Origin of the sequence: Calidithermus roseus, from assembly GCF_003574095.1 — a bacterium.
GTDB classification, from domain to species: domain Bacteria; phylum Deinococcota; class Deinococci; order Deinococcales; family Thermaceae; genus Calidithermus; species Calidithermus roseus.
Genome location: NZ_QWLA01000011.1, coordinates 15,831 through 33,195 on the forward strand (window position 1 = coordinate 15,831; position 17,365 = coordinate 33,195).

15 protein-coding genes and 1 pseudogene are annotated in these 17,365 nt (G+C 67.9%); 11 read left to right on the top strand and 5 right to left on the bottom strand.

The window, feature by feature from the left end; all coding sequences use genetic code 11:
- Positions 1–130: 130 nt before the first annotated feature.
- From Mrose_RS04410 to Mrose_RS04440, 7 genes and pseudogenes are all read left to right on the top strand, one after another.
- Positions 131–1,297: an aminotransferase class I/II-fold pyridoxal phosphate-dependent enzyme gene (locus Mrose_RS04410; protein ID WP_119276217.1), complete on the top strand. Its 1,167-nt coding sequence runs from the start codon at positions 131–133 to the stop codon at positions 1,295–1,297.
- Positions 1,298–1,333: 36 nt separating this feature from the next.
- A pseudogene (locus Mrose_RS04415) lies at positions 1,334–2,420 on the top strand (MFS transporter).
- 92 nt (positions 2,421–2,512) lie between these two features.
- On the top strand, positions 2,513–3,592 hold the full coding sequence (gene bshA / locus Mrose_RS04420) for an N-acetyl-alpha-D-glucosaminyl L-malate synthase BshA (RefSeq protein WP_119276218.1): 1,080 nt from the start codon (positions 2,513–2,515) through the stop codon (positions 3,590–3,592).
- Between the two features lie 92 nt (positions 3,593–3,684).
- The gene (locus tag Mrose_RS04425) at positions 3,685–3,921 is read left to right on the top strand and encodes a hypothetical protein (protein WP_119276219.1); all 237 of its coding nucleotides are present in this window, start codon (positions 3,685–3,687) and stop codon (positions 3,919–3,921) included.
- Between the two features lie 222 nt (positions 3,922–4,143).
- A complete protein-coding gene (locus Mrose_RS04430) occupies positions 4,144–4,773 on the top strand; it encodes a CBS and ACT domain-containing protein (protein WP_119276220.1) in 630 nt (209 codons plus the stop codon).
- Between the two features lie 3 nt (positions 4,774–4,776).
- Entirely contained in the window at positions 4,777–5,907 is a 1,131-nt protein-coding gene (locus Mrose_RS04435; protein ID WP_119276221.1) for an acetoin utilization protein AcuC, read from the top strand.
- Between the two features lie 38 nt (positions 5,908–5,945).
- Positions 5,946–6,797, top strand: coding sequence for a histone deacetylase family protein (locus tag Mrose_RS04440; RefSeq protein WP_119276253.1), 852 nt, complete (start codon positions 5,946–5,948; stop codon positions 6,795–6,797).
- On the opposite strand, the gene Mrose_RS04445 is transcribed toward Mrose_RS04440, so the two are convergent.
- Positions 6,794–7,597, bottom strand: coding sequence for an APH(3') family aminoglycoside O-phosphotransferase (locus tag Mrose_RS04445; RefSeq protein WP_119276222.1), 804 nt, complete (start codon positions 7,595–7,597; stop codon positions 6,794–6,796). The two genes, Mrose_RS04440 and Mrose_RS04445, sit on opposite strands and share 4 nt — an antisense overlap.
- A complete protein-coding gene (ade, locus tag Mrose_RS04450; RefSeq protein WP_119276223.1) occupies positions 7,597–9,318 on the bottom strand; it encodes an adenine deaminase in 1,722 nt (573 codons plus the stop codon). Before ade ends, Mrose_RS04445 begins: the two co-directional genes overlap by 1 nt.
- Before the next feature lie 107 nt (positions 9,319–9,425).
- On the opposite strand from ade, the gene Mrose_RS04455 reads away from it, so the two are divergent.
- From Mrose_RS04455 to Mrose_RS04470, 4 genes are all read left to right on the top strand, one after another.
- Positions 9,426–10,586 carry an acyl-CoA dehydrogenase family protein gene (locus Mrose_RS04455; RefSeq protein WP_119276254.1) on the top strand — a complete coding sequence of 387 codons (1,161 nt, stop codon included), beginning with the start codon at positions 9,426–9,428 and terminating at the stop codon, positions 10,584–10,586.
- 81 nt (positions 10,587–10,667) lie between these two features.
- Positions 10,668–10,913, top strand: a complete 246-nt coding sequence (locus Mrose_RS19765; RefSeq protein ID WP_119276224.1) for a type II toxin-antitoxin system HicA family toxin — start codon at positions 10,668–10,670, stop codon at positions 10,911–10,913.
- Complete coding sequence (locus Mrose_RS04465) at positions 10,910–11,119, top strand: hypothetical protein (RefSeq protein ID WP_027893875.1); 210 nt, start codon at positions 10,910–10,912, stop codon at positions 11,117–11,119. Before Mrose_RS19765 ends, Mrose_RS04465 begins: the two co-directional genes overlap by 4 nt.
- 3 nt (positions 11,120–11,122) lie before the next feature.
- On the top strand, positions 11,123–12,367 hold the full coding sequence (locus Mrose_RS04470) for a CaiB/BaiF CoA transferase family protein (RefSeq protein ID WP_119276225.1): 1,245 nt from the start codon (positions 11,123–11,125) through the stop codon (positions 12,365–12,367).
- A 36-nt stretch (positions 12,368–12,403) separates the two neighbouring features.
- Here Mrose_RS04470 and Mrose_RS04475 read toward each other — a convergent pair whose 3' ends face one another.
- From Mrose_RS04475 to nuoL, 3 genes are read right to left on the bottom strand one after another with little or no spacing between them, the layout of a single operon-like run.
- A complete protein-coding gene (locus Mrose_RS04475; protein ID WP_119276226.1) occupies positions 12,404–14,086 on the bottom strand; it encodes an NADH-quinone oxidoreductase subunit N in 1,683 nt (560 codons plus the stop codon).
- A complete protein-coding gene (locus Mrose_RS04480; RefSeq protein WP_119276227.1) occupies positions 14,083–15,504 on the bottom strand; it encodes a complex I subunit 4 family protein in 1,422 nt (473 codons plus the stop codon). The genes Mrose_RS04475 and Mrose_RS04480 overlap by 4 nt, the downstream gene beginning before the upstream one ends.
- On the bottom strand, positions 15,504–17,363 hold the full coding sequence (nuoL, locus tag Mrose_RS04485; RefSeq protein WP_119276228.1) for an NADH-quinone oxidoreductase subunit L: 1,860 nt from the start codon (positions 17,361–17,363) through the stop codon (positions 15,504–15,506). Before nuoL ends, Mrose_RS04480 begins: the two co-directional genes overlap by 1 nt.
- Between the last annotated feature and the right edge of the window lie 2 nt (positions 17,364–17,365).

Consider the following 17,365-nt stretch of genomic DNA (forward strand, 5'->3'; position numbering starts at 1 on the left):
ATGGTCAAAGGCGTCTTGCGTCTTGCGTTTTGCGTCTGGCTGCGCCTGACGTTTTGGCATTAGGCGCACGATCAGCGCTCAGCGTAGGGCTACCCGCCCCTCGCCCCTCGACCCTGCGGTAATTTAGGGCATGTTTCGCTCCAGCCGCACCCCTCAACCCGGCGTTTTCCTGCAGATGGACGCGGCCAAGGCCGCTGCCAGGGCCTCCGGCCTGCGGGTGATCGACCTCTCGATTGGCGCTTCCGACCTGCCGCCGCCCCCCGAAGCCTTGCAAGCCCTGCGTGAAAGCATCGACGACCCCAGCACCTATGGCTACTGTCTCAAGAGCGGCACCCTGCCCTTCCTCCAAAGCGCCACCCGCTGGTACGCCCGGCGCTACGGGCTCGAGCTCGACCCCAAGCGCGAGGCGCTGAGCCTGATCGGCTCGCAAGAGGGGCTGGCCCACCTGTTGATGGCCGTGGCCGACCCCGGCACGGTGCTGCTGATGCCCGAGGTGGCCTACCCGCCCTATTTCGGAGCAGCCAGGGTGGCTGGCCTCGAGATCTTCCCCATTCCTCTGGGCCCCGACCTCCTGCCGCTGTTACGGGCCATCCCGCACGAGGTCGCCGCGCGCGCGAGGGTGCTGCTGCTGAACTACCCCAACAACCCCACCGCCGCCGTCGCCAAGGAGGAGTTCTGGCTCGAGGCCCTGGCCTTTGCCCAAAAACACGACCTGCTCCTCGTCCACGACAACCCCTACCTCGACCAGCTCTACGAGGGCAAAGCCGTCTCGCCGCTGGCCCTGCCGGGGGGAAGGCAGCGGGTGGTAGAGCTTTTCAGCTTCTCCAAGAGCTTTCACCTGGCCGGGTTCCGCCTGGGCTTCGCGCTGGGCAGCGCCGAGGCCCTGGCCTCACTGGAAGCCCTCAAAGGCCCCATCGACTTCAATCAGTACCTCGGCATCCAGCGCATGGGCATGGCCTGCCTCGAGTTACCCGAGGAGCGCTTAAAGCAGGAAGCGCTCATCTGGAAAGCCCGCGCCGAGGTGATGGTCCAGGCACTGGGCGAGATCGGCTGGCACTTCGAGCAGCCCCAGGCCTGCATGTACTTGTGGAACCGCCTGCCCGCAGGGCTGGGCCTGGATGATCTCGAGTTCTGCTTGAAGCTGGTCGCCGAGACCGGCGTGGCCCTCAACCCTGGCCGCAGCTTCGGCCCCGGCGGGGTGGGGCACGTGCGCTTCGCACTGGTGCAGCCCGAGCCCGTGTTGCGCGAAGCCGCCCGGCATATTGGGGAGTTTATCCGCCAGCACACGCGAGATTGAACATCCATGTCGCCCTGGGCCGTGCTCGCCGCCGCCATGACCGCCGGGTCGGCCATTTCGGCCATCGGCTTTGTTTACCCTACCCTCACGCCCTACCTGCGCGACGACTTGGGGCTATCGCTCACCGCAGTAGGCCTGCTCAATACCTTCATCTACCTGGGGACCATGCTGGGCGCGCTGCCGGCAGGCTGGCTGACCGACCGCTTCGGCAGCCGCCAGGTGTTGATCCTGGCCTCGCTGGCGGCAGCCGTCCTGACCCTGCTGATCCCGCTGGTAGCGCGTGAGCAAGCGCTGTTTTTGGCGCTCTTGGTGCTGGTGGGCCTGGTGGTGGCCTGCTCCACGCCGGCGGGGTCGCAGGCGGTGGCCCAAGCTTTTCCTCCCCAACAGCGCGGGCTGGTGATCGGGCTGCGGCAGATGGCCGTGCCGCTGGGCGGGGCTGGTGGCGGTGCTGGCGGGTTGGGTCACCTCGAGGCTCTACCGCGAGAACGTCCGCCGGGGGCCTCGAGCCCGCACGGGCCGGTCGGGACTGCGGCGCATCCTGGCCGAACGCAACATCGTCCTGGCGGCGGTGGCCGGGGTCACGCTGCCCACGGGGCAGTTCATCATGATCACCTACCTCATCCTCTTCCTGCGGGAGCGTTTCGGCATCCCCGAATTGCAGGGGGCGGCCCTGCTGACGGCAGCCAACTTGGCCGGGGCGCTGAGCCGGGTCTTCTGGGCGGGGCTCTCCGACCGCTTGGGAGGGCGGCGCAAACCCCTGCTGCTGGGCATCGTGGGGCTGGCGGCCCTGTGCGCGCTGGCGCTGAGCTGGCTGCCCGTGAGTACCCCCCTGTGGCTGAAGGCTGGCGTGGTGGTGCTGTACGGGGCAACGGCGCTGGGCTGGCAGGGGCTGCACTTCTCCCTCCTCACCGAGCTTTCGCCCCCAGGCCTCGAGGGGCGGGTGGTGGGGTTGGGGCTGGTGTTCACCTCCATCGGCATCGCCACGGCTCCCCCCATCTTCGGCCTGGTGGTCGAGCGCAGCGGCAGCTATACCACAGGCTGGCTCCTGCTCGCAGGGGTCTTTGCCCTGGGCCTGAGCCTGCTGGCGCTCGTGCGAGAAGAGCCCGGCCACCGGCAGACATGAGAGCCGGAGCAAGGCTGACTCAAGACCTCCGCCGTGCTTCCCCTCACGGTCTGGGGGCGCAGGCTGGCTAGACTGTGAGGGTGCGTTTAGGAATGGTGGCCTACGCCAGCCTGGGAGGTAGCGGGATCGTGGCTACCGAGCTGGCCCAACGTCTGGCCCGGCGCGGGCACGAAGTCTGGCTCTTCGCCACCGAGCGCCCCTTCCGCTTCGACGAGAAGAGCGGGGTGCGGTTCTGGAAGGTGGACATGCCCTACTACCCGGTCTTTCCGGGGCCGCTGTACGAGCTGGCCCTGGCGGGGGCCCTCGAGCGGGCCATGCGGGAGGTGAGGCTCGAGGCCATCCACACCCACTACGCCATCCCTCACGCCGCCGCCGCCTGGCTGGCCAGCGAGGGCCATATCCCCACCATCCACACCCTGCACGGCTCCGACGTGAGCATCCTGGGCCAAGACAGCGTTTACCGCAACGTCACCGCCAAGTTTTTGCGCCGCGCCTGCGCCGTCACCGCCGTCTCCTGGAACCTGGCGCTGAGGGCCAGGTGGGCCTTCGGCATCAAGCCCAGGGTGATCTACAACGCCGTAGACGTCGAGCGCTTTCGCCCTTTTCCCGAACGCCGGGGCGAATACGCCGCCGAGGACGAATACCTCCTCGTCCACGCCTCCAACTTTCGCTCGATCAAGCGCGTACCCGACATCGTGCGGGCTTTCTTCAAGATCCGCCAGCGGGTCAAAGCCCGCCTGGTGCTGCTGGGCAAAGGCCCCGAGGAGGCCGAGGCCAGGCGGGTGGTGGAGGAGCTGAACCTGGGCCGCTACGTGAGCTTCCTGCCCCCCAACCCCCACCCCGAGTACGTGATCGGAGCCGCCGACTTGTTCTTGTTGATGTCGGAGGAGGAATCTTTCGGTCAGGCCGCCCTCGAGGCCCTGGCCTGTGGGGTTCCCGTGGTCAGCACCCGCGTGGGCGGCATCCCCGAGCTGATCAACCCGGCGGTGGGGCGGCTGGTCGAGCTGGGCGACCTCGAGGCCTACGCCAGCGCCGCCGTCGAGTTGCTCACTTCCGACGAGCTTCCCCAAATGCGGCAGGTTGCCCGTCGATACGCCGCCGAACACTTCCATCCCGACCACATCACCAACCAGTACGAAGCGCTGTACGAAGAAGCGCTGGTGGCACGATGAGCACAAAACAGCGCCATCCCGCCCTAGACTCCACGCTTCAATCGATTTGGACCAGGGCGATATTCCCACCCCGATTGCGCTAGACTGTTCACATGGGAAACGTATTGAGCAAAGTTGCCCTGTACCTTGGCCTGCTGCTGCTGCTGCTGGCGGTAATCTTCCTGATTTGGAACGCCATTGACCTCAACAACCTGGCCACGGCGGCTTCGGTGCTCAACCGCCCCTACCACAACCCCATCGGACGGGTGCTGCTCACCGCTCTGCTCGCCTTGGGAGCAGGCTTCCTGCTCGGCCTCAGCCTGCGCGGCGGCAGTCGCCCTCCAGCCTGAGCCACCCTGGCCTCGAGACCCCCGCAGCAGCGCGGGGGTTTTTGTCGCGGCCAACGTCGGTGGCCATTGCCGAAGCCCCAAGGCTTGTAGCCTGGGCTCGTGGATATCCCCCTTGCCCTCAAGGGGCGTTCAGCCTTCAGCCTTTAGCGTCTTGCGTCTTGCGTTTTGTGTCTTGCGTACGACGTACGACGTACGACCCTTTAGGAGTACAGTGTAGAAACGATGCTCGTAAAAGACGTCATGAACAGCCCGGTGCTGAGCGTTCCGGAGGGGCTGAGCCTGCAGGAGGCGCACGACCTCATGTATGCCAACAAGGTGCGCCACCTGCCGGTAGTGCGCGAGGGACGGGTGGTGGGGGTGATCACCGACCGCGACGTGCGGCTGGCCTGTAGCCCGCTGGCGAAGGGCACGGTAGCCTCCCCCAGCACCCCGGTGAGCAAGGTGATGAGCCACCCCGTGATCACCGCCGACCCGCTCGACCCCGTAGAAGAAGCGGCCCGCACCATGCGCACACGCAAGATCGGCTGCCTGCCGGTGCTCGAGAACAACCAGCTGGTGGGGATCGTAACCGGCATCGACCTGCTGGACGCACTGCTCAAACTCACCGGGGTGGAAAAGCCCAGCGGGCGTCTCGAGCTGCGCCTGCCCGACGAGCCCGGCCAACTGGCTCTGCTCACGGGCTACCTGGCCGATCAGGGCGTCAACGTGCACTCGCTGCTGACCTACCCCGAGGACGCCCTCACGGTGCGCAGCGTGCTGCGGGTCAACACCCAAAACACCCGCGCCCTGGCCGAAGAACTGCGCCGGCAGGGGCTCGAGGTGCTGTGGCCGCCGGAAAAACCCTGGATGTAAGGCATGGTGCCGGTCGTCTACCACCCCGGTTATCTGAAGTACTCCTTCGGCCCGCAGCACCCCTTCAGCCCGCTGCGGCTGGAGATGCTGCTGGACCTGCTCAAGAGCCTGGGGCACCTTCCGGCTTTCCACGCCCCACCTCAGGCTTCCCGCGAGGACGTCCTGAGCGTGCATTCCGAGCGCTTCGTGCGGCGGGTGGAGGCGGCGAGCCAGGGCGAGGAGTCCCCTGAGCTGGTGCACTACGGCCTGGGCACCGGCGATACCCCGGTCTTCCCCGGCATGGACGAGGCGGCCCGCTGGCTGGTGGGCGGAGCGCTCGAGGCCGCCCGCTTGGTCCTGGGCGGAGCCGGGGAAGTGCTCCACCTGGGCGGCGGGCTGCACCACGCCCAGCGCGACCAGGCTTCGGGGTTCTGCGTTTACAACGACCTCGCGGTGGCGATCCGCCACCTGACGAAGGCGGGGATGCGGGTGGCTTACATCGATATCGACGTGCACCACGGCGACGGGGTGCAGTGGATCCACTACGACGAGGCCGAGGTGCTCACCCTCTCCTTTCACGAATCCGGGCGTTACCTCTTTCCCGGCACCGGGGCCATCCACGAGATCGGGCGGGGGGCAGGTGTGGGGCGCAAGCTCAACGTGCCGCTGGAACCCTTCAGCGAGGACGAGAGCTACCTCGAGGTCTTCGAGCAGGTCAGCGAGGCCGCCCTGCGCTGGTTCCGTCCCGATGCGCTGGTCATCCAGTGCGGAGCCGATGCCCACTTCCAGGACCCCCTGGCCGAGTTGTTGCTCACCACCCGCAGCTACGGCAAAATCTTCCCGCTGCTGCGGCAGTACGCCCACGAGTTCGCCGCAGGCAAGGCCATCTTCACCCTGGGCGGCGGCTACAGCTTCGACGCGGCGGTGCGGGTGTGGGCCCTGCTCTATCACGTCCTGCAGGACCTCCCCCTGCCCGAGCGATTGCCCCAGGACTGGCAGGAGCGCTGGGCCTCCCACCTGCGCGAACCCCTGAGCCCCACCCTGCACGACCCCGAGCGCTGCTACCCCGAAATCCCCCGCAAGCCCCAGATCGAGCAGCACAACCGCCAGATCGCCCGGCGGCTGTTGGAGACGGTGCATCCGTATTGGAAGTGAAGGCCAGAGCCTACAGCGCCGCGCTCAGCCTGCCCCCCATGGCGGGGTTCGCCCAGTTCTGGGGTGCTATCCGCGAGGGGCTGGAGGGGGTGCTGGACCTCCAGCCCGCCCCCGCGGCGCGGCTCGAGGAGTTGGCCCTGGCCCACGACGAGGCCTATCTGCACCACGTCTTCAACGACGGGCTCTCCCGCGCCGAGTCACTCAGGCTGGGCCGCCACTTCAGCCCCGAACTGCTCCAGCGCGCCCTGCACTCCGCAGGCGGCACGCTGGCGGCGCTCGAGGACGCCCTGCGAGGGGGCCTGGGCCTGAACCTGGGCGGCGGCACTCACCACGCCTACCCCGCCCACGCCGAAGGCTACAGCCTCTTCAACGACGTGGCCGTAGCCGTCGCCAAGGCCCGCGCCGAGGGCTTCAGCGGGCGAGTGCTCGTCGTAGACCTCGACGTGCACCAGGGCAACGGCACCGCCGTGTTCTTCCAGAGTGACCCCTCGGTGTTTACCCTCTCGGTCCACGCTCAGCACAACTACCCCCAGCTCAAGGAGCGCAGCGACCTCGACGTGGCCCTGCCCGACGCTACCGGCGACGCGGAGTACCTGGCGGCGCTCGAGCCCGCCCTCGAGCACGCCTTCGCCTCCCGCCCCGAGCTGGTCTTCTTCAACGCCGGGGTGGACGTGCTGGCCGGCGACCGCCTGGGCCGCCTGGCCCTGAGCCTGGAGGGCCTGGCCGAGCGCGACCGCCGGGTATACCGCAGGGTACGGGAGAGCGGCGCCGCGCTGGTCGTGGTGGGCGGCGGGGGCTACCACCGCGACCTGCGGCTACTGGCCGCAGCCAGGGTCCAAACCTACCGCCTGGCCGTGGCCGAGCTGCGCGAGCAGGCCGGGAAGCTCTAGAAAAACTCGTCCAGCAGACGGTAAAACTCGATCCTCTCCCAGTCGGGCTGGGGGATGCCGTAGGCCTCGAGAAACACCCGGTCCCAGCCTTCGCCAAACTGCGGGTTGAGGTCAGAGGTGAGGCTGCGGGTCATCAGGGCGAGGTCTTGGTAGCGGTCAGCAATCCCAGCCCGTCCCAGGTCAACCAACCCGCTGAGCTTGCCCTGCTCGAGTAAGACGTTGGGCAGGCAGTAATCCCCGTGGCAGACCACCCAATCCTCGTCGGCGGGCCGCGTCTCGAGCAGCACCTCGAGCAACTCCTCCGCTGACTTGCCCTGCCACCTTTCGTCGAAATCCTCGAGGTTCACCAGCCCGAGTTCGGTGCGCCGCCGGGCCTGGGCGATCTTGGTCTCGAGCCGCTGATCGAAGGGACACTGCTCGACGGGGATCGAGTGAAGCCGCTTGAGCGCCTCGGCAATTGCCACGACCACTCGAGCCCGCTCCTCCGACGGCCAGTCTTCGGCCCCGCTACGCCCCGCGACTTCGCTCATCAGCATGTATTCCGAGCCGTCCTGCTGGCAGAACTCGAGCACCTGTGGCACCGGAACCCAGGCCGAAAGCCAGCGCATTTTCTCTGCTTCTGAAGCCAGTCGGAACCCCGGATCGGGGTCGTCCGATTGGGGTTGCACCTTGAGGATCAAGCCGGTCGCACCCGGTTGACGCAGCCGGTAAACGCCTGCGCCGGACATTCCCATCGAGATCGGCTCGGCTTGGTATCCCTCGAGCCGTCGCGCTATCGCCTCAGGAAGTTGCTCGAGCATCACACCCACAAGCTTACGAAGCCGAACTTCTCCACGTCCACCAGTCCCTTATCGGTGAGCTTGAGCTTGGGGATGACCTCCAGCGGCAAAAAGGCCACGTGCATCATGGGGTCGTGCAGGGTGGCGCCTAGTTGCTTGGTGGCGGCCAGCAGCCGGTCCATCTCGGCGCGGATTTCGGGCATGGGCTTGTCGCTCATCAGCCCGGCGATAGGCAGGGGGGTGAGGGCCAGCACTTCCTTGCCCAGCGCCACCGCGTAGCCCCCGCCCACCTCGGCCAAGGCCCGCATGGCGGTGAGCATGGATTCGTCGTCGGCTCCGGCGCAGGTGAGGTTGTGACTGTCGTGGCCCACGGTTCCCGCGATGGCCCCGCGCCGCAGGCCCAGCCCGTGCACGAAGCCCAGCCCCACGCTCCGAGCGCCATAGCGGTTGACCACCGCCAGCTTGAGCAGGTCGTTCTCGGGGTCGGCCTGGGCTAAGCCGTTGACCACTCGAGCCGGGCGAATGCGCTCCTCGGTGACCACCTTCCTGGGAACGACCCCGATGGCCCGCACCCGGCTCCCCTGGGCCGGGATGTCCAGCGAGACCCGGCTGAGATCGACCCGCACGCTGTTGCGCACCCGGCGCTGGTCGGCCTGGGGGTGGGGCCAGTGGCCCACGGGCTCGCCGTTTTCGGCCACCCAGCGCCCCAGGGCGTAGACCCGCTCGGCGCGGAAGTCCTCGAGGCGGCTGGTCACCACCAGGTCGGCCCGCCGCCCCGGCGCGATGGCCCCCCGGTCGCGCAGGCGGTGGGCGTTGGCGGCCCCCAGCGTCGCCATCTGAATGGCGGCGACCGGGTCCAGCCCGAGTTCGATCGCCCGCCGCACCACGAAGTCGAGGTGGCCCTCGTCGAGCAGATCCTCCGGGTGGCGGTCGTCGGTGCAGAAGGCCATGCGCGGCGCGGTCTTCTCGTTGATGACCGGTAGGAGGGCCTCGAGGTCGCGGGTCACGGTGCCCTCGCGCACCAGCACGTGAAGCCCGGCCCGCAGCTTCTCCAGGGCCTCTTCGGCGGTGGTGGACTCGTGGTCGGTGGCCGGCCCGGCGACGGCGTAGGCCTGGAGCCACTTTCCGTCCAGGCCGGGCGCGTGCCCGTCGATGCGCTCCCCCTGGAAGGCCATGAGCTTGTCGAGGCACTGCGGGTCGCCCAGCACCGCGCCGGGCACGTTCATGAACTCGGCCAGGCCCAGGATGCGCGGGTGTGTCCCCCACAGCTTCTGCAAATCTGCCGCCTCGAGCGCCGCCCCGCCGCTGGAGAGCGGGCTGGCCGGCACACAGGAGGGCAGCATGAACAAGCAGTCCAGCGGGAGCCCCTCGGAGGCCTCGAGCATGAAGCGGATGCCCTCGAGGCCGCACACGTTGGCGATCTCGTGGGGGTCGGCGACGAGCGTGGTGGTCCCCTTGGGCACGATGACCCGCGCGAGTTCGTAGGGCAGCGAAAGTGTGGACTCGATGTGGATGTGGGTATCGATGAGGCCGGGCACCACGAAGCGCCCCCCCAGGTCGTGGGTCTCGCGCCCCTCGTAGCCCTCGCCCACCCCGGCGATGAACCCACCGGCGATGGCCACCGAAGCCGGGTAGACCTCCCCGGTGAAGACGTTGAGCACCTGCGTGCCCTCGAGCACCAGGTCGGCGGGAGCATCGCCCCGGGCGACCTCGAGAAGGTGAATCAGCGTTTCGCGCTGCATAGCGCATTCTAACGGGAGTCCGTAGGCGGGAAGTAGCTGGGCCGGGCGTATGCCCCTGGTTAAAGGGCTAAAATCGGGGCATGGTCACCACTTCCAGCGGCACCCAGATGCTCGACTACCTGGGCCTTTCCGAGCTGTTCACCCCCGAGGAGCGGGAAATCCAGCGCTCCTCCAGGCGCTTCCTCGACGACGTGGCCCTGCCCTACATCGGACAGTGGTGGGAGGAGGGCAGTTTCCCCACCCACCTGATCCGGCGCTTCGGGGAGATGGGCTTCTTAGGCCCCACCATCCCCGCCGAGTACGGCGGGGCCGGGGTTTCCAGCGCAGCCTACGGCCTCATCGCCTATGAACTCGAGCGCGTCGATTCCGGCCTGCGTAGCTTCTGCAGCGTGCAAAGCTCGTTGGTGATGTACCCCATCTACGCCTTCGGCTCCGAGGAGCAAAAGCGCGAGTACCTGCCTAAGCTGGCCACGGGCGAGCTGGTGGGTTGCTTCGGCCTCACCGAGCCCGACGGCGGCAGCGACCCCGACGGCAACATGAAGACCCGCGCCCGTAAGGACGGCGACGGCTACGTGCTCACGGGCACCAAGATGTGGATCACCAACGGCAACCTGGCCCACATCGCCATCGTCTGGGCCAAGGACGACGGGGGTGTGGTGCGCGGCTTCATCGTGCCCACCGACACCCCCGGCTTCAAAGCCAACGAGGTGAGGCACAAGGCCTCGCTGCGGGCCTCGGTGACGAGCGAGCTGGTGCTCGAGGACGTGCGCGTCCCCGCCAGCGCCGTGTTGCCCGGCGTCAAGGGGCTCAAGGGGCCGCTCTCCTGCCTGACCCAGGCCCGCTTCGGCATCGCCTGGGGGGCGCTGGGGGCGCTCGAGGCCGTCTACACCGAAGCCCTGGCCTTCTCCCAGACCCGCACCACCTTCGGCAAGCCCATTGGCAGCCGCCAACTGGTGCAGGAGAAGCTGGTGCGCATGCTCAGTGACCACACCAAGGGCCTGCTGGTGGCCTGGCGCTTAGCCCAGCTCAAGGACGCGGGCAAGCTGCGCCCCCAGCAGGTGAGCCTCGGCAAGCGCGACAACGTGCGCGCCGCCCTGAACGCCGCCCGCTCGGCGCGGGAAATCCTGGGCGGCAGCGGCATCACCCTCGAGTACCACAGCATCCGCCACATGCTCAACCTCGAGACCGTGGACACCTACGAGGGCACCCACGACATCCACACCCTGATCCTGGGGCGCGACATCACCGGCCTCAACGCCCTCGAGTAGAGACATTAGGCCCTCCATGAGCGCTTTGGCATGGTGCGGGACGAGCAGTTCTACCGCTATGACCTGGTATTCTAGCCGCCGATGGACAGAGCCGAACTCCGGGCGCGCGTTGCGGAGCGGGTCACGCGGTGCGACTGGCAAGACTTCCGCGAGTTGGCTGAAGCGTATGGGTTTACACTGCTCATTGGAAAGGGAAGCCGCAGGCGCTTTGTGCACGAGTCTGGGTTCGTGGTAAGCGTCCACGAGCCACATCCTGCCAAACGTCCCGTCCACCCGGAGGCCGTGAAAGCGCTCCTACGTGCAATAGATCAACTGGAGGTACGATGAAAGTGCGGATTAACGTCGAATACCACCCCGAATACGAAGGGGAGTTCGAGCCGTACGTGGCGAAAATTCTCGAGTACCCCGAGCTTCAGGGTTACGGCAGCACTGCGGAAGAGGCGATTCAGGACGCGCTCGGCTTCCTCGAGGAGCACCTGGGCAAGCGGCTGAAGGTCGTGAGGGAAGAAGTGGCCCTCGAGCTGGCCAGCTAGACCGTGGGCGCGCTCACCGGCCTCAAAGTCCTCGACCTCTCCCGCATCCTGGCGGGCCCCTTCTGCACGCAGATGCTCGCCGACCTGGGGGCGGAGGTCTGGAAGATCGAACCCCCCAAGGGCGACGATACCCGCACCTGGGGGCCACCCTTCCTCGAGCCCGACGAACACGCCGACTGGAAGCTGGGGGCGGCGGGCGAGAGCGCTTACTACCTCTCGGCCAACCGGGGCAAGAAGAGCGTGGTGGTCAACCTCAAGGACCCCCGCGGGCAAGCGCTGGTGCGGGCGCTGGCCACCAGGGCCGACGTGCTGGTGGAGAACTACAAGACCGGCGACCTAGCCCGCTACGGCCTGGACTACCCCTCCCTGGCCCGGCTCAACCCCCGGCTGGTCTACCTCTCCATCACCGGCTACGGCCACACCGGTCCCCGCGCCCAGGAGCCCGGCTACGACGTGGCGATCCAGGGGCTCATCGGCATCATGTCGGTGACGGGCGAGCCGGAGGGACCGCCGGTGCGGGTCCCGGTGGCCTGGGTGGACCTCATGACCGGGATGACCGGGGCAACGGCAGTGCTGGCGGCGCTGCTCGAGCGCGAGAAGAGCGGCCAGGGCCAGCACATCGACCTGTCCCTCTTCGATACCGGGCTCTCGGCCATGGCCAACCTGGCCCAGAGCTACCTGGTCAGCGGCGCCAACCCGGCGCGGCTGGGCAACGCCCACCCCCAGATCGTGCCCTACGGGGCCTTCGAGGCCAGCGACGGCTGGTTCATGCTCACCGTGGGCAACGACGAGCAGTACCGCCGCACCTGTGAGGCCATCGGCCACCTCGAGCTGTGGGAAGACGAGCGCTTCCGGAGCAACCAGGGTCGCGTGTGTCACCGCGCAATCCTGCTGCCGCGGCTCGAGGCCATCTTCAAGACCCGACCCCGCGCCCACTGGCTGAGTGCGCTCCAGCGGGCCGGAGTCCCCGCCACCCCGGTCAACAGCCTGGCCGAAGCCTTCGCCGAACCCCAGGCCCAGGCCAGGGGGATGCGCGTGGAAACCGAGCACCCCACCCTGGGCCCCATTCCCCTCATCGGCTCTCCCCTCTCCCACTTCTCGCGCACCCCCGCGCGAATCCAAAGCGCGCCTCCCCTGCTGGGCGAGCACACCCTCGAGGTGCTCACGCGCGTGCTGGGCCTGAGCCAGGAGGAGGTGGAAGGGCTCGAGGCTGCGGGGGTCGTCCGGCAAAACCAGCAAAAGCATTAGGGGCGCACCGCAGTGCGCCCCCGATCCCCAGAAGCTTTATTCCACGATCCTGACCCGCACCGACGGGCCCTCGCCCTCGCCAGGGCGGCGCACCTGGTAGGTGTGCTCGCCCACGCCGGGCAGGCTGGGCAGCACCAGCGACCAACCACCACGCTCATCCACCCGCACCTCGGCGATGCGGCTGCCGCTGTCCCAGACCTCGAGGGTCTCCCCCGCCCTGCCGGTGCCTTGCAGGCTGAACTCGCCCGCCCGCAGCTCGGCCCCGTCGGAGGGGGAGGTGATGGCGAAGGTGGCGGGCAGGGTCGCGGGCGCGGTGGAGGCAGGGCGCGAAAGCGCGGCGAAGGGCGTGGGGCTGAAGAGGCGATAGCCCAGGCCGGGCAGGATGCCCAGCAGCACCACCAAAGCGCTGGCGATCACCAGCGGCCACGCCGCCAGGCGTCCGGTGGCCAGGCTCAGGCCGCCCGCGCTCTGGCCCGCCAGGACCGGGGTTCCGGCCCCAGGGGCGGGGATGGCGGCTTCGGTGGCCTCGCCACGGGCGACGACCAGGTTGAACAGGCGCAGGTAGTAGTAAGCGGCCACGGCTGAGGTGAGAAGGGCCAGCACCAACAGGCCCCACTGCTGGGCTTTGGCGGCCTCGAGGAAGACCAGCAGCTTGCCCCAGAAACCCGCGAAGGGCGGCAGGCCGGCCAGCGAGAGCAGGCCCACGCCCATAGCCACACCCAGCAGCGGCTTGCGGTAGAGCAGCCCACGCAGACGCTCGTAGGGCACGTCTCCCTGCGAAATGGCGGCCAGCACGGCAAAGGCCAGCCCGGTTGAGAGCAGGTAAGCCAGCAGGTAGAAGCCTATGGCCGCCGTTCCGGTGCCGCTATAGAGGCCCAGGCCCACGTAACCGGCGTGGGCGATGGAGGAGTAGGCCAAGAGGCGCTTGCTCTCCCGCTGGGCCAGCGCGCCCAGGTTGCCGAAGATCACGGTCAGGGCGATCAGGGCCCCCAGGCCCAGGCCCCAAAGGCCCTGGTCCTGCACGTTCAGCACCCGCACCAGCGCGGCGAAGCCCGCGGCCTTGACCGCCGTGGCCATCATCAGCGAGACGGTGGTGGGGCTGCCCTGGTAGACGTCAGGGGTCCACCAGTGGAAGGGCACCAGGCTGACCTTGAAGGCCAGAGCCCCCAGGATCAGCAGCAGCGCGGCGGCGTACAGCGGCCCCGAGCCCTGGACCCCGGCGTTGAAGGAGCCGGTGGCTCCGAAGTGTAGCGCGATGCCGTAGAGGAAGATGGCCGCCGAGAGCGCTCCCAGCAGAAAGTACTTCAGGCCAGCCTCGAAGCCGGGCTCGTCGCGCCGCCAGGTAGCCAGCACGTACAGGGGCAAGGAGAAGACCTCGAGGGCGATCAGCAGCACCGGCAGGTTGGGCGAGGAGGCCATGAAGTGCATCCCCGTAGCCGCGTACAGCAGCAAAAGCGAGAACTCCCACTTCTCGCTCCTGCCAACGAGCAGCGCCCACAGCACGCCCAGCAGGGCCACGAGGGTGAAGCCCTGGGAGATGGGATCGACGACATAAAGCCCGCCAAAGGCCGTCTGGCGCTGACCCCAGGTGAAGAACAAGTAAACGATGGAGGCCGCCACGCTGCCCGTCGCCAGCCAGCGGGTGACACGGGCGGGGACGAAGAAACCCAGCAGGGTCAGCACCGTGCTGGCAGCCCCCAGGATGTAGAGGGTGATCACGCTCCACCTCCCAGCAGCTTGGCCAGCGCTTCAGACAGAGGGTGGATCATCTGGGTGAACATCTTGGGATACACGCCCGCCAGCACGACCCCGGCCACGATGGCCACGGCGAAGGCCCACTCGCGGGGGGTGAGGTCGCTCACCACCCGGTTCTGCTCCTCCTGAAAGAGGGCCTGGTAGGCCGTGAGGGCGTAGGCCGCCGCCGCGATCACCGCGGTGAAGGCGATGAAGGTGAGCCAGGGGCTGATCTTCCAGGCCCCCAACAGCGCCATGAACTCGCCGGGGAAGCCCGACAGGCCGGGCAGGCCGATCATGGCCATGACCAAAAACATCGTCAGCACGCTCAGAGCGGGAGCGCTTTTAGCGATGCCCCGCACCGGGCCGATCTCGAGGGTCTCGGTGCGCTCGGCGATGCGGCCCACCACCAAGAACAGCCCACCGGTATAGACCATCGAGGCCGCCAGCAGGAACAAAGCCCCCGTGACCCCCTCGGCGTTGCCGCTGAAGAGGCCCAGCGCACCCAACCCCATGTGGCTCACGCCGCCGTAGGCCAGCAGGCGCTTCCAGTCTTTGGCAGCAAAGGCCAGCCAGGCCGCATAGATCGCGCTAAAAGCCGCCACCACCAGCAGCAGCCCCTGGAACTGCGCGAAGCCCTCGGGGGCCAGAGGAATGGCCCACTTGAAGAAGGCGAAGAGGCCTACCTTGTACAGGGTGCCCATGGCGTCGGCCAGCCCCGAGGGGTGGTTCTCGGCGTGAAAGGAGGGTAGCCACGCGTGCAGCGGGAAGAGGGGGGTCTTGACCGCGAAGGCGACGAGGAAGCCCAGGAAAACCCAGTCCGCCACGCTGCCGCTCACGGGGTGGGCGGCCAGGTCGCTGTAGAGGAAGCTGGGCGCGCCGCCCAGGTAACGCACCGCGAAGAGCGCCGCCAGCATGGGCAGCGAGCCCGCGAGGGTGAACAGGGCGAAGGTGTAAGCCGCCTTGAGCCGCTCGCGCCCGCCGTAGAGCCCCAGCATCAGCAGCGAGGGGATCAGGGTGGCCTCGAAGAAGACGTAGAACAATATCAGGTCGTCGGCGGCGAAGATGCCCAGCAAGCCACTTTCCATCAGCAGCGCCCAACCCAGCATGCGGGTGGGCACCTTGGCGATGAAAACCGCCAGCAAGGTGGTGAGGGCCACGGCCAGCCACAGCACCAGACCCACGCCGTCCAAGCGCAGCGCGTAGTACATCTGGATGGGCTCCAGGAGCAGGGCCTGAAAGGTGTAGGCCTCGCCTGAGGCTCGAGCGAAAAGCCAGGCCGCGATCAGGAAAGTGACCCCCGAGGCGGCCACGGCCAGCCTGCGGCCCAGGCTGGGCCAGATCAGCAGGGCGATCCCCGCCAGCAGGGGGAGGAACAGTCCAACATGCAGTAGCGCGTCCATCAGCGAATCACCCCTACGAGGACCAGGAGCACGGCGGCAATCAACAGGCCCGCGGCGTAGAAGCGCAGGTAGCCGGTCTCGAGCCGCGCCAGCAGGGCGCCGAGGTTGCCGGTAGCGCTGCCCAGCCACCAGAAGCCGCCCAGCAGGCCGCCATCGGCGTCGAAGAGGATCTTGGCCAGGCTCTTGAGCGGCCTGACGAGGAGGGCGTTGTAGACGTCGTCGGCGTAGAAGCTCCTCAGCGAGGCTTCCTGGAAGCGGGTGAACCAGGCCGGCAGCCTGCCCGCCGCCTCGGCCTGGAAGAAGCGGTAGCCGTAGTAGAGGGCTCCCAGGGCCACCACTGCCGAGACGAGGATCAGCGCCCACTCGTCAAGCACGGGCAGCTTCTCGTGCTCGTGGTGCACGATCGCTTTGTTGAGCCAGGGCTCGAGCAGGTTCTCGGACTGCACCACGTAGGGCAGGCCCACGAAGCCGGCGAAGAGCGAGCCCAGGGTGAGGACGTGGTTGGGCCAGGTCATCACCGCGGGGCTCTCGTGGGGGTGTTCATGTCCGCGGTACTTGCCCATAAACACCAGCACGAACCAGCGCATGGAGTACAGCGCCGTCAGGGCGGCGGTGATCAGCATCACGAACCACAGCAGCGCCGAGTACTCGTAGGAGGCAGCGAGGATGGCATCCTTGGACCAGAAGCCCGACAGCAGCGGCAGGCCGCCCAGCGCCAGCGCCCCCACCAGGCCGTGAATGCGGGTCTGGGGGAGGTAGTTCCACATCCCCCCCATCTTGCGCACGTCCTGCTCGCCGCCCAGGGCGTGGATCACCGCGCCCGAGGACATGAACAAGAGGGCCTTGAAGAAGGCATGGGTCAGGACGTGGAACATCGCCACCCAGTAAGCCCCCACCCCCGCGGCCACGAACATGTAGCCGAGCTGGGAGAGCGTCGAGTAGGCCACGATGCGCTTGATGTCGGTCTGGCCGAAGGCGCACAGCGCGCCGTAGAGGGCGGTGAGCATGCCGATGAGCACGACCCAGAAGGACACGTCGGGCAGGTCGAAGTAGAGGAAGCTGTTGCGGCACAGCAGGTAGACCCCCGCCGTGACCATGGTCGCCGCGTGGATCAGGGCCGAGACCGGGGTTGGGCCCGCCATCGCGTCGGGGAGCCACACCATCAGAGGTACCTGGGCGCTCTTGCCGATAGCCCCGATGAACAGCAGGAAAGCGGCCAGGGACACCGCTGCGACGTTGATCCCGACGGCGAACTCACCCTCCGGGGCGATCAGCTCGCGCAGCTCGGAGATGGAGAGGGTGCCGAAGTGCGCCCACAGCACCCCCATGCCCAGCAGGAAGCCCAGGTCGCCGATGCGGTTGACGATGAAGGCTTTGCGGGCCGAGTCGGCGTTGACCCGCTCGGTGTACCAGAAGCCGATGAGGAGGTAGCTCGCCAGACCCACCCCCTCCCAGCCGATGAAGACCACCGGGAGGCTGTCGCCCAGCACCAGCACCAGCATGGCCGCGATGAAGAGGTTGAAGTAGCTGAAGAAGCGGCTGAAGCCGGGGTCTGAGTGCATGTAGCCGATGGCGTAGACGTGGATCAGGAAACCCACCCCCGCCACGACCATGACCATCAGGCCCGAGAGGTTGTCCAGGACGAAGGACAGAGGAACGCCGGGGATCCAGTCCTCCACGGCCCACCTAGCCCCGCCCTGACCCAGCAACACCAGGCCCAGCAGGAGGCTGCCCAGCACTAAAGCGCTGGCCACGACACCCGGCACGGGCTCCGGCAGGCGCCTGCCCCACAGGCCCAAGACGGCAAAGCCCAGCAGGGGCAGCAGGATGATCAGCGGTAGCAGTACGGTCTCTTGCATAC